The 13,104-nt window shown below is 28.9% G+C and carries 14 protein-coding genes; 12 read left to right on the plus strand and 2 right to left on the minus strand.

Going from position 1 to position 13,104, the window contains the following annotated elements:
• Window positions 1-43: 43 nt before the first annotated feature.
• The 11 genes from rbfA (at window position 44) to CJJ23_RS00210 (ending at window position 10,096) form a co-directional block, all read left to right on the plus strand.
• Window positions 44-376, plus strand: a complete 333-nt coding sequence (gene rbfA / locus CJJ23_RS00160) for a 30S ribosome-binding factor RbfA (RefSeq protein ID WP_095334402.1) — start codon at window positions 44-46, stop codon at window positions 374-376.
• 72 nt (window positions 377-448) lie between these two features.
• Window positions 449-652, plus strand: coding sequence for a 50S ribosomal protein L31 (gene rpmE / locus CJJ23_RS00165; RefSeq protein WP_084232161.1), 204 nt, complete (start codon window positions 449-451; stop codon window positions 650-652).
• A gap of 222 nt (window positions 653-874) precedes the next feature.
• Entirely contained in the window at window positions 875-2,182 is a 1,308-nt protein-coding gene (locus CJJ23_RS00170) for a hypothetical protein (RefSeq protein WP_095334403.1), read from the plus strand.
• A gap of 11 nt (window positions 2,183-2,193) precedes the next feature.
• Window positions 2,194-3,243, plus strand: a complete 1,050-nt coding sequence (hrcA, locus tag CJJ23_RS00175) for a heat-inducible transcriptional repressor HrcA (RefSeq protein ID WP_095334404.1) — start codon at window positions 2,194-2,196, stop codon at window positions 3,241-3,243.
• Complete coding sequence (gene grpE, locus CJJ23_RS00180) at window positions 3,236-4,129, plus strand: nucleotide exchange factor GrpE (protein ID WP_180737990.1); 894 nt, start codon at window positions 3,236-3,238, stop codon at window positions 4,127-4,129. Before hrcA ends, grpE begins: the two co-directional genes overlap by 8 nt.
• A 144-nt stretch (window positions 4,130-4,273) precedes the next feature.
• Entirely contained in the window at window positions 4,274-6,073 is a 1,800-nt protein-coding gene (dnaK, locus tag CJJ23_RS00185; RefSeq protein ID WP_095334406.1) for a molecular chaperone DnaK, read from the plus strand.
• A 180-nt stretch (window positions 6,074-6,253) separates the two neighbouring features.
• Entirely contained in the window at window positions 6,254-6,841 is a 588-nt protein-coding gene (gene gmk, locus CJJ23_RS00190; protein WP_095334407.1) for a guanylate kinase, read from the plus strand.
• Between the two features lies 1 nt (window position 6,842).
• Window positions 6,843-7,574, plus strand: a complete 732-nt coding sequence (locus CJJ23_RS00195; RefSeq protein WP_095334408.1) for a PP2C family protein-serine/threonine phosphatase — start codon at window positions 6,843-6,845, stop codon at window positions 7,572-7,574.
• A gap of 1 nt (window position 7,575) precedes the next feature.
• Entirely contained in the window at window positions 7,576-8,481 is a 906-nt protein-coding gene (locus CJJ23_RS00200) for a serine/threonine-protein kinase (protein ID WP_095334409.1), read from the plus strand.
• A gap of 154 nt (window positions 8,482-8,635) precedes the next feature.
• Complete coding sequence (gene rsgA, locus CJJ23_RS00205) at window positions 8,636-9,487, plus strand: ribosome small subunit-dependent GTPase A (protein ID WP_095334410.1); 852 nt, start codon at window positions 8,636-8,638, stop codon at window positions 9,485-9,487.
• Between the two features lie 39 nt (window positions 9,488-9,526).
• Window positions 9,527-10,096, plus strand: coding sequence for a hypothetical protein (locus CJJ23_RS00210; RefSeq protein ID WP_095334411.1), 570 nt, complete (start codon window positions 9,527-9,529; stop codon window positions 10,094-10,096).
• Window positions 10,097-10,173: 77 nt separating this feature from the next.
• Here the strand turns inward: CJJ23_RS00210 and CJJ23_RS00215 are convergent, their stop codons facing one another.
• Complete coding sequence (locus CJJ23_RS00215) at window positions 10,174-11,022, minus strand: hypothetical protein (RefSeq protein WP_095334412.1); 849 nt, start codon at window positions 11,020-11,022, stop codon at window positions 10,174-10,176.
• Window positions 11,023-11,198: 176 nt separating this feature from the next.
• On the opposite strand from CJJ23_RS00215, the gene CJJ23_RS00220 reads away from it, so the two are divergent.
• Entirely contained in the window at window positions 11,199-12,566 is a 1,368-nt protein-coding gene (locus tag CJJ23_RS00220; protein WP_095334413.1) for an FAD-dependent oxidoreductase, read from the plus strand.
• Between the two features lie 113 nt (window positions 12,567-12,679).
• Here the strand turns inward: CJJ23_RS00220 and rpmF are convergent, their stop codons facing one another.
• Window positions 12,680-12,865, minus strand: coding sequence for a 50S ribosomal protein L32 (gene rpmF, locus CJJ23_RS00225; protein ID WP_095334414.1), 186 nt, complete (start codon window positions 12,863-12,865; stop codon window positions 12,680-12,682).
• Window positions 12,866-13,104 lie beyond the last annotated feature (239 nt).

The following is a 13,104-nucleotide window of genomic DNA, read 5'->3' on the forward strand; positions in this document are numbered from 1 at the left end:
AAAAGCAAAATTTTTACTTAAAATTAAAGTAGATAGGAATAATATGAACAACATTAAAATTGCTAAAAAACAACAAGACTTACTTTTAAATATTTCAAGAATCATTAACGATGAAGTTTATAAACTAAAAGATTCATTTACAACAGTTAATGACGTGCGCTTAACACCTGACTTAATGCACGCTACTATTTACGTATCTTTTCTAGATTTTGAAAGCACAAATCTAGAAAGATTAAATAGTGCCAAAGGCTTTATCAGAAGTGAACTCGCAAAGATTTTACCTTGAAGAAAAATCCCTGCTTTACACTTTAAACTTGATGAAGTTGCTAAGAGTGCTGAACGCATTGATGAAATTTTAAATAATCTTAAAAAATAAAACTTATTTTGCTAAAATGTATAAACATTACTAGCAAAATATAAATTTCAAATTTATGTGAAAGGATTAAGTATGAAAAAAGATTTACACCCTACAGTTAATAAAGTAGAAACTACATGTTCAACATGTAACACAAAATATAACTTTTCATCATCTGCAAAAAACATTAAAGTAGATATTTGTGCATCTTGCCACCCTTTTTACACAGGTGACAAAAGCGTTGCAAAATCAACTGGACAAGTGGATAAATTTAATAAAAAATACGGTATTAAATAAACCGATTTTTTATTAAAAAGAGTTAGAAATCAAACTTGTAAAAAGGCTGGTCTTATTAAGTCCAGTTTTTTTATACTCAAAAGTTCAAATTTTGTATAGAATTTTTATGGATTTATAAGATTTTTTGATTTTCAAGACAGTATTTTTTTTTAGCATTGATAGCATTAAAGTGCTATTTTTATAATATAATTTAATAAAATATTTTAGAGAAAAGGATTTAAGATGAACAAAAAGAAAAAAGACATAATCAAAAGTTCACGTTACATTCAACACGATGATATAGAAGATTTCAAAAACTTCGATCGCTACACTCAAGAAAAATTCAATGAAAACGATTATGAAGATGCAGGTTATGGTAACACTGAAGAAGAGGATGTAGAAGAATTCTACTCTTCAAGTGAGCAATACCCTGCCTTTGATACAAATGAGTTTTACCCAATTGAGCAATATCGTCGTCCTACAGACTTTGATATTACACCTGAAAATGATTTTGAAGAAGATGAATATCAATCTAAAAATAAATTTGATATTTTAAGTTCAGATTTTAATAGTTTTGAACAATATAAGCAATACCCTGTGATTCCTGAAGATGAATTTGAAGCAGATAATAGTAATTACGATCTTCAATATCAAGATGAAGAGCTTAATAGTAACGAGCAATACAACTATTATTCTCAACCTCAAAATCCAGGGAATAATTTACTAAGTCTTTCAACTCAAAATTATTTACCAACAACTGAATTTATTTCAAATGCTCCTGAAATTATGCCACTTTATGGTCCGCAAACATTTAATGATCATTTACCTCAATATCAAAATTACAATGTACCTGAAATTTATGAAACTAGAATTTATGACTATGCTAATCAGTTGCATACAGGTTATGATTCATTCAACAGAGCACAACAACAGTTAGCGCAAAATAATTATCTAATGTTGCCTGAACCTCAAACAAATTATCCACAAAATAATTTACCTGCTTTACCTTCTCAAATTACACAACAAACACAAACTGGATTAGTTCCTGTTTATTCAAATCCTTATTATTACACTCAAGAACAAAATAATCCATATGCAACAAATAATTACACATTACCTGTTACTTATGATGTAAATCAATATCAAGGATATCAAAATACACAGTCACATAATTTAAGACAAATTAGTCCTGTTTTAGAAAATCAAATTGACCATACACATTTAGTTGATGTAACCAATTTACATAACTTCAATCCTATGACTCAAAGTTTTGTTTCACCATATCGCCAAGCTTATGATGCAAACGTAACAAATGATTTTCGTTTAAATGTTAATGAAGAATCATTAACATACAAAAGTAAAGAACGTATTAAAAATTTAAATTATTTACTTGAAAATAATTTAATTACTCAAGGTGAATACTTTAAAGCAAAAAATAAAGTTATTCAAAATGATCAAAATGAACAATTCAAAACAGGTGAATTAAATATTGATTTCTCAAGAGTTAAAAAAGGCTTTAATCATTCTAAAAATAATCGAAAACATAAATAGTTAGTTCTATTATGACAAGAGAATATTTAACTGATAAACAAACTAATATTTTAAAACTAGTCGTTGATTATTATGTAGAAACTGGAAATGCACTAGGTTCAAAAGCAATGATTGAAAAGTTTGATTTAAAAGTTTCTTCAGCAACAATTAGAAATATTATGTCTGAACTTGAAGAATTAAAAATGCTTGAAAAATCTCATATTTCAAGCGGCAGAATTCCTTCAAGATTAGGGCTAGAATATTACACAAAATATTTAGCAGTTTATGATAATCATGATTTAAAAATGCAACTTGAAAAATTGTTTTTACAACGTGATTTATCGATTGATCAGATCTTTGAATTAGCTGCGCAAACTATTAGCGATACAATTGGAGTAACGCTAATGACAAGTGAAATTAAGAGTCAAGAATTATTAAAATCATTACAATTAATTCCTCTTAGTTCACATGAAGCAACTGTTATTTTAGTAACCTCTTCAGGAAATGTTGCAAGCAAAAAAATTATTTTAGATGAAAAAGATCTGCTTATAAATTTAGATGATCTTAGAATAGCAGTTAAAATTTTTAACGACAGATTAGTCAATATTGAAATTCATAAATTGAAAGTAACTGCATACACATTAATGCCTATTTTGGCTAATAGTATTCATAATTATGAGCAAATTATGCAAGTCTTTATTAGAAAAGTTTTTGAAATTGATAGTGGTTTCAAAAACCAAATTTATGGTAAAAATAATTTATTGTTATCATCATCAATTAAAAGAGAAGACCTTGTTTCATTATTAGATTTAATTGAAAAGCAATCTATTTGAAATCATCTAGAAGGTCTTAATGAAGATGAAAATATTAAAATTGAAATCAGACCTGACCATACTTCTTTTATTTCAAAAAGAATTGAATTTGAAAAAGATAAACATAAAGAAGTAACTTTTGTTGGTGATGATAAAATGGATTTTGCAAAAACAAAATCAGCATTATTATTAATTGAAGAAATGATTAGATCATTGCATAATAGAAATATTCTTGAAAATAAAATTGAAAAGGAAAATGAAGATGAATAAAGAAAATAAAGATGAAAACATTTATCAAATTGGTGATGAATTAACACTTGATATTATGGCCTTTAATGGCAAGGAAAAAATTAAAAAGTGAGAACGTAAAAACATTAAAATTAAATTAGGTAATGACAATTACATCAAAGGTTTTGATGAACTATTAATTGGTCAAGAAATTAAAGATTATTATTCTTTAGATTTTAAATATGAAAATACAAGACTAAATGAAATGGAAGATATTCACTTTGAAGTTCATAATAAAATTGATCTTTTAAAAGATTTAAATGGTGATGATAAATCTTCTAAAAAAGATCTTAAGAAACTAAAAGAAAAAATTAAAGAAAAAGAAAAAGAAATTGAAGCACTTGAAAAATTAGTTGCTTCATATAAATCTGAAGAAGAAAAACATAAGTTTTTACTAACTACAAAAGAACTTGAATTTAAAGATAAAATTCATGAAGTAGAAAAAAAGATGACTTCAATTATTGACACAAAAGTTAGTGAACAAAAAAACTTTTATGAGCAAAAAGCAAGCGAAGAAAAAAAGTATGCAGCTCAAAAATTACTTGAAAGTATCCTTCCAATTATTAATAATATTGAATTAGCTTCACAGTGAGGTTTAAAGTCAGAAAACCAAGAAGTTAAAAATTATGTAAGTGGTTTTACAAGGCTTCTAGAGCAACTATATAATGCGTTACAAGATTCAAATATTTTCAAAATTGATCCAAATATTGGAGATACTTATAACCCTGAAAATCACGAGATTTTAGAGACAACTCAATCAAGTGAATTTAGTGATGAACAAATATTAGCAGTCAAGGCTCCCGGCTTTATGTTGCACGATCGTGTGATTATTCCGGCAAAAATAGTTATTGTAAAAAATAATCAATAGTCCCTAAATTTAGGGATTTTTTATTACTTTTAGAGACTAATACACATCCAAAAATATTTTAAAATTTTTTAGCACTCTCCTGCATTAAGTGCTAAAATAGAATTATTAAGATAATCAAAAACTATTATTTAACAAGGAGTTTATATGGCAAAAGAAATAATTTTAGGAATCGATTTAGGAACAACAAACAGTGTTGTTTCAATTATTGAAAACAAAGAATTTAAGGTTCTTGAAAACTTAAATGGAAAAAGAACAACACCATCAGTTGTTGCTTTTAAAAACGGTGAAATCATCGTTGGTGAAGTTGCTAAAAGACAATTAGAAACTAACCCTGAAGCTATTTCATCAATTAAAAGATTAATGGGTAGTTCAAAAACTGTTAAGGCAAACGGTAAAGACTATAAACCTGAAGAAATTTCAGCACTAATTTTAGGATACTTAAAAGAATATGCTGAAAAGAAAATTGGTCACAAAGTTAAAAAAGCTGTTATTACAGTACCTGCATATTTTGATAATGCACAACGTGAAGCAACTAAAATCGCAGGACAAATTGCTGGTTTAGAAGTTGCTCGTATTATTAATGAGCCTACTGCTGCTGCTTTAGCATTTGGAATTGATAAAACTGATAAAGAACAAAAAGTTCTAGTTTATGACTTAGGTGGAGGAACTTTTGACGTTTCAATTCTTGATTTAGAAAACGGTACTTTTGAAGTGCTTTCTACAGCAGGAGATAATCACCTAGGTGGAGATGATTGAGACTTAGTTGTTGTTGATTGATTAATCAAAAGAATTAAAGAAGAATACCAATTTGACGTAAATAACGATAAAATGGTGCTTGCTCGTTTAAAAGAAGCTGCTGAAAAAACAAAAATTGATTTATCAAGTCAAAATGTTGCTCAAATCAACTTACCTTTCTTAGCAATTGGACCAAATGGACCTATTAACGTTGATTTAGAACTAAAACGTAGTGAATTTGAAAAAATGACACAACATTTAGTAGATAGAACTAGAAAACCTATTGAAGATGCTTTAACTGAAGCAAAATTAAAACCATCAGATTTAGATGAAGTTTTACTAGTTGGTGGTTCAACACGTATCCCTGCAGTACAAACTATGGTAGAACATGTCTTAGGTAAAAAACCTAACCGCTCAATTAACCCTGATGAAGTTGTTGCTATTGGTGCAGCTATTCAAGGTGGAGTTCTTGCAGGTGAAATTGATGATGTTTTACTATTAGATGTTACACCTTTAACACTAGGAATTGAAACAATGGGTGGTGTGGCTACTCCTTTAATTCCTCGTAATACAACTATTCCAGTTACAAAGTCTCAAATCTTTTCAACTGCAGCAGATAATCAAACTGAAGTAACGATTAACATTGTTCAGGGTGAAAGATCAATGGCTTCTGATAATAAATCACTTGGGCAATTTAACTTATCAGGAATTGAACCAGCACCTCGTGGTTTACCTCAAATTGAAGTTTCTTTCTCAATTGATGTTAACGGAATTACAACTGTTAAAGCTAAAGACAAAAAGACAAATAAAGAAACTGAAATTGTTATTACAAATTCAACAAAACTAAGTGAAGAAGAAATTCAACGCATGGTTAAAGAAGCTGAAGAAAACCGTGAAGCTGATAAAAAACGTAAAGAACAAGTTGACATTACAGTTCGTAGCGAAAGTTTGATTGATCAACTAGAAAAATCAATTAAAGAACAAGGCGAAAATGTTGATCCAAAACTTAAAGAAGAAACAGAAAAACAAGTTCAAGAAATTCGTGACTTATTAAAAGAAGAAAAATATGAAGAACTTAAAACTAAGTTAGAACAAATTGAAAAAGCAGCTCATGAGTTCGCTCAGCAAACTGCACAAAACAATGCTAAAAAGCAATCGTCAGAATCTTCAAAAGATGACGATGCTGTTGAAGCAGAAGTTGTTTCTTAATCTATTTTAAAGACTGCTACAAAAACGCCCTTCGATAGGGTGTTTTGTTTATTTTTGAATAATTTTATGGAAAATTTCTGAAAAAATTTGCACAGAAAAACAATGAAATTTTCCTTTTTTAATTGTTTTTTATTGTCATTCAGAAATTTTTAAATTTGTTATAATATTAATTAAATATTTATGATAAAGAAAAAAATTGTAATCTTCGTTGGTCCAAGTGGCACTGGAAAGGGTACTGTCGAAGAGATTTTGTTTAGAGATAAGTCACTTAATTTAGAGTTTTCAATTTCTGCAACAACAAGGCAAAAACGTGTTGGCGAAATTGAAGGCAAACACTATTTCTTTATCGATAAAAAACAATTTGAAGAAGGTATTAAAAATCATCAGTTTCTAGAATATGATCACCATTTAGGTAATTATTATGGAACCTTATGAAGCGAGATCGATCGCATTCACCAAGCCAATAAAATACCTTTTTTAGAAATTGAAACTGAAGGTGTAAAATTTATAATGAATATGAGAGAAAAAAATCCTAAATGAGATTTTGACTATCTAAGTATATTCTTAAAACCACCTTCAATTGAAGAATTAAGACAACGGATTTTAAACCGTAAATCAGAAGATGAAGAAAGCATCAAAGTTAGATTAAAAAAAGCTGAAGACGAACTTACAGAAATTGATAAGTATCGTTTTACAGTTGTTAATGATGATGCCGAAAGAGCAGCGAAAGAGATTGCCGAAATAATTAAAAAAGAAGCGGAGAAGTAAGATGAATTTTTACAAACACACTGACGTTGGAGTTGTACGTGCAGAAAACCAGGATCGTGCAGACTATTTTGAAAAAGGTAATGTAGCACTTGCCATTTTATGTGATGGAATGGGTGGACATTACGGTGGATCAATTGCTAGTTCAATCACAATTGATGTTTTCAAAAATCACTTTGAAAACCAACCACCTAAAGAAAGCGAAAACCTTTACAACTGGTTTGAAAGAGGACTAAGAGCAGCTCGTGAAAGAATGATTATTGAAGCTGGAAATTCAGTTGAAAAAATCGACATGGGAACAACTGTAGTAGCTGCCTTATTTTTTATCAACAGTCGAAAAATCTTTATTTTTAATGTTGGAGATTCACGTGCTTATGTTTATAACGGACTATTGCACCAAGTTTCAATTGACCATAACTTAATGAATTACTACATTAGAAATGAAAAAATGAAACCTGAAGAAGCTGCTAAAATTTTATCAGCAACAGCTTTAACTTCAGCACTAGGTCCACAGAAAAAAACAAATTTAGAAGTTTTTGAAATTAATGAAGATAGCAAGGTCAAAGCCTTGATTTTAACAAGCGATGGTGTTCACGACTACATTCAAAAACCAATGTTTGAACAAGTTATTGCAAGCAATAGTTCACTTGAAGTTAAATCAAAAGAATTAATCAAAAAAGCAATTTTAGGAAAAAGTACAGACAACTTAACTGTCTTAATAGTAGAGGTAAAATAATATGAGCACAACAATGAAACAATTTAGTAAGTATAAGACAATTAAGAAAATTGGTGAAGGTGGAATGGCGACCGTTTATTTAGTTCAAGATCCTACTGATAATAAATACTATGCAATTAAAGAATTAAAAATGGAAAATTCTGAACCTGCTAGAAAAAATCGCTTTATTCAAGAAATGAAAATTTATTCAAGAGTTAGTTCACCATATGTAGCTCGTTTTGTTGGTGGTGTACAAAGCGGAGCACCTGTTCCTTGAATGATGATGGAGTATGTTGATGGTGTACCATTAAGAGACTTCATTACAAAACAAGGTGGATATCTTCATTATAATTTAGCTGCTAAAATGATTTCTGATTTAGCTAGAGGTTTTCATGAAATTCATGGAAACGGAATTATTCATAGAGATATTAAAAGCACAAACATCATGGTTCAAAACGGAACCAATAATGTTAAAATTGTCGACTTTGGAATTGCTCTAACTGAAGAAGCAGAACGTTTTACTAGTGAAGGAAAAATCATTGCTTCAGTTCACTATATTGCACCTGAATTATTATCAAAGCAACCACCTTCAGTTTCAAGTGATATTTACGCTTTAGGAATTTTATTCTACGAAATGCTAATTGGAAAAACTCCTTATACAGGAAGTGATATGCTGAAAATTGCTCAAGCACATCGTGATCAACCTCTACCTGATGTTAGAAAAATTCATCCAGAAATTCCTGATGCAATCAAAAATATTTTAGCAAGAGCAACAGCTAAAAAACCTGACCAACGCTATACTTCAATGAAAGATTTTATTACTAGTGTTGATAGTTTTATCAACTCACAAAATCCCGATGGACATCATAGTTCAGATGATAATAGAAATAAAAACTTTTTTGGAAGATTATTTAAATCCAAAAAATAGAGAATTTGAAAACCTAAAACAGGTTTTCTTTTTTTTAAATTTAAAATTCATTTTAATAATTTTGCAGTTAAAATATAAAGCAATAATATGATTAAAAACTGGTTAAAAAATAAATTCAAAAAAGTATCTAGAAACGCCTATTTTAGGGGTTTTTGTGCAAGGTAAGGTATACCAGATTTTAGCTGGTTATTATGACATAAAAAGTGGAGATAAAATTTATCGAGTGCGTGGTGCTGGTAAATTAAGACACAATAATTTAACTCCCTTAGTTGGTGATGAAGTAATTTTTGAAAATGAGTTTTTAATAAAAATACTTGAACGTAAAAATGAAATGATTAGACCTAAGGTCGCAAATATTGATCAAGTTATAATTGTTATGTCTCTAAAAGAACCAGATTTTTCATCTTTTTTATTGGACAAATTTTTGGCTAAAGTTTATCATCTAGATTCACAGATTACAATTTTATTAACTAAAAAAGATTTATATGATGGAAATAATTTTAAGGTTGATTTTTATTTAAAAAATCAAGATACATATTTGATAAGTATGCAAAATTTAGAAGAGTATAAAGGTATCTCAAATCTTTTTGATAATAAAGTAAATGTCTTAATGGGACAAACAGGTGTAGGTAAAACTACCTTCTTAAATTTAATTTCAGACAACGATTTTTTGACTCAAAAAATCTCCAAATCATTAGGTCGTGGAATTCATTCAACTCGTGTTGTTCGCATGATTGATTTTTTAAATGGACAACTAGTTGATGCTCCAGGTTTTAGTAGTTTTGAAATAGATTTTGATCCACTTGAACTAGCAAGAACTTTTAAATTTTATAAAAACTTTGAATATAAATGTAAATTCAGAACTTGTCAACATTATGAAGAAGATGAAAAAATTTGCTCGGTTAAACAAGAAATTAGTAAGCAAAATATTCCCTTATGAAGATATGAAAACTATGTAAAAATTCTTTTAGAAGTACGTGAAAGTAAAAATAAAAGAAATTTTTAGATTAAGCATTTTTTAATAATAATGGTTTAAAATATTTGCATGAAATTAAAGAAACTATTTTATTCACTTTTACCACTTAGTTTTGCTGCAGCTACATTTGCAGCTGTTTCTTGTTCTCAAGATGATCCTAGAACAGGCCTTCCCGAAGCACCAGTTAATGGTAAACCAAAAGATGATAAAGATGATTTCGATTCATATCATGGTGGTCATGTTCATAACTATAACCCTTCATATGAACTTGTTTCAAGTTCAAGAGTTTTATCTGACATTGAATTTATAAATAATTTAAGTGGTGATTCTTTAATTATTAAAAGTAGTCATAAAAACATTCAAGAACTTTATGATGAATTAACTTCTTATAAAGATAATACAATTGCAATTTTTGAATACTTGACTTTTTCAGATGTTAATTTTAAATCTAGTGTTTCTGTTACTTCAGTTGAATTAGTTAAAAATAAAATCAGCATTGAGTTTTCATTCAAAGATAAAACTTCTGATCACTATCCAGTTGAGAAAGTAACAAATAATTTTGAATTTGTTCATGTAGAAAAAGCACCAAGAGGAATTAATGAAAATCCTGATTTTATAAATGATTTAATTAAAAAATAAATTAATTAAAAAGAGACTTCAAGCAATTTTGAAAAGTCTCTTTTTTAATTATATTTTTGATTGATTAAACAATTGATTTATTTCTTGCTATATGGTTTGATTGTCATATTTTCTATTTTTGAATTTTCGTCAAAATTAAAAAATAAATATGGTGAAACCAGTTTATTAATCTTTAAATTATTTCTGAATTCTTTAGAATCTCCATTAATGACACCGACAGAATTTAAAAATGATGTTTCTGATTTTAATGATTCTAGGTCTTGATATTTATCGTATGAATTGACTATTCTAGTTTCAATATGTAGGTGTTGCCTTCAACCACCATTTTCTTTTTCTTTACCTAATTTAGCAATAACTGTACCTGCATTTATTTTCTTTTCTTTAAAGTTTTTAGGCAATCAAAATAGTTTATCTTCAATTTGTATTTCTTCATATTGATAACCGTTTATATTAAAAATTATTGATGGATCCAGATGAATTAAATGCATGATTAAAAACTCATCATCCTTCATAATTTTATTGACATAATCTTTTTTATAAAATTTAAATAGTTCTTCTTTTTCAATTTTCAAAGTAATAATTCCACCTGAACCCTGATTAGGTTTATAAGGAACAATCATCGATCAGTATAAGGAAATTATTTCACAATCAAAAGGTGCATAAATATCCAAGTCAGGATCAAAAAATAGGTCAACTCCTGCATGTGTAAAGACTGTATTTTGCACTTCTCCAAAGTAGAATTTTCGCTCTTCAGAATAACCTCCATGAGCAAAATCAATACCTCAAGTTTCAACAATTTTTTCAGGATATTTAGCTAAATCTTCTCTCTTAATTTGAGGCATTAAAAATTTAACTTTTTTACCATCTTGTTTTTCAGGGTCAATTAAATAAGGAGTTTCCTTTAAGTTATTTAGTAAATCAAACATAGCAAAATTATATAACTTATTTAAGAATAGTCTGATCCTAAATATGAAAAAAATTTTCAGTTTTTTTTCATATTTCACTTTATTAAAATAGCCTGCTTTGTTATTGTGGTAAAATATAGGTAACTATTAAAAATTATAAAATAATAGTTAAAAGTAAATATTACAATAGGAGTATTATGAAAATAGTTTTAGTCGGTGCAAACCACGCAGGAACTTCTTTTGCTAGAACCCTGAGACAGCTAGATCAAAAGGCTGAATTAAAAATTTTTGATAGAAACAATAACACAAGCTTTTTAGGTTGTGGAATTGCTTTATGAGTAGGTGGAGAGTTTAAAGAACCAGATGGTTTATTTTACTCATCACCTGACAAATTACAAGGTATTGGATGTGATGTTAACATCCTACATGATGTAATCAAAATTGATCACTCTAAAAAAGAAGTGACAGTTAAAAATCTAGAAACAGGTGAAGAATCTGTTGAAAAATACGACAAAATCGTTTTTGCAGCAGGAACTTGACCAATTCTTCCAAAATTTGAAGGAATTGATTTAGAAAATATCATCATCTCAAAAACCTTCCAACACGCTCAAGAAATTAAAAAACAAGCGGAAAACTCAACAGTTAAATCAGTAGCAGTTATTGGAGCTGGTTACATAGGGGTTGAACTTGCTGAAGCGTTTAACAAATATGGTAAAGAAGTACACTTAATTGACTTAGGTACACGTGTTATTAACCGTTACTTTGACAAAGAGTTTACAGACTTAATGGAAAAAGGTATGGCTGACCACGGTGTTAAATTACACCTAGGTGAAAAATTAGTTAAATTCACTTCAAAAGATGGTAAAAAAGTTTCAGCAGTTGTAACTGACAAAGGTAGTTACGATGTTGACTTAGTAATTATGTCAGTTGGATTTAAACCAAATACAGACATGTTAGACTTTGATAAAGTTCCTAATGGTGCTTTAAAAGTTGATGAGTTTCAACATGTTATGAAAAATGGAAAACCAGTTGAAGATTTCTACGCAATTGGTGATTCAGCAGCAACTTACCATACAGTTTTAAAAGACCACATGCACGTTGCTTTAGCAACTAACGCTGTTAAAACAGGTGTAGTAGCAGCGATGTCAGTTGCAGGTAGTCCACTTAAATTCCCTGGTGTAGCAGGTACAAATGCAATTTCAGTTTTTGGTTGCCACTATGCTTCAACAGGATTCACCTTAGAAAGTGCTAAATCTTTAGGGTTAAAAGCTAAAGAAACACCTTTCTTTGTTGATAATGACAGACCTGAATTTATGCAAGATTATGACAAAGTTGGAATTAAAGTTGTTTATGAAGAAGGAACATTAAGAGTTTTAGGTGCTCAAGTAGGTTCATGAGGTAAACATGTGCATACAGAGGTTGCTTACTTATTTGCTCTAGCAGCACAAAAAGAAATGACCTTATTAGACCTTGCTCTAATGGATTACTACTTCTTACCACACTTAAATAAACCATTTAATTTTGTGATTTCACCAATTCTAAGTGCTTTAGGACTTAATTACTAATTTTAATTAGTAAAACTAAACTTAAAAATGAGATTCTAAAATCTCATTTTTTCTTTGCTTTTTTTATAAAAGCAATAAAAAATTGCAACTTAAGGTTGCAATTTGATTATTAATTAGTTGTTTTTAACGTCAACTACTTGTCGACCTTTATATCAACCACATGATGTACATGCATGATGAGGAATGGTTTGTTTTGAACAATGTGAACAAGTTGTTGTAGTAACTGCAGTTAAACTGTCATGAGTTCTACGTTTGTTACGTCTTTGTTTTGACGTTTTACGCTTTGGTACTATAGCCATTATTGCCTCCTAGTATTAATTTTTTGTTTAAGCATTTTATAGACGATTGTTTTAAAATTGTACATTATTTTTTTAAAAATAATCTAAATATTTTTACTCCAACTAGAGTGAAAATAAGACAAGTTTTTGCAACAAAAAAGAGCCCCAAAAGGCTCTTTTTCTCTGCCGCTTTGATGACAGCCCAATCCAACACTTGAGAACATACTAGTTAGCCAGTCTTATAAAACTCTATCTCATAT

It is taken from the genome of Mycoplasmopsis agassizii (assembly GCF_002276225.1).
GTDB lineage: Bacteria > Bacillota_I > Bacilli_A > Mycoplasmatales > Metamycoplasmataceae > Mycoplasmopsis_B > Mycoplasmopsis_B agassizii_A.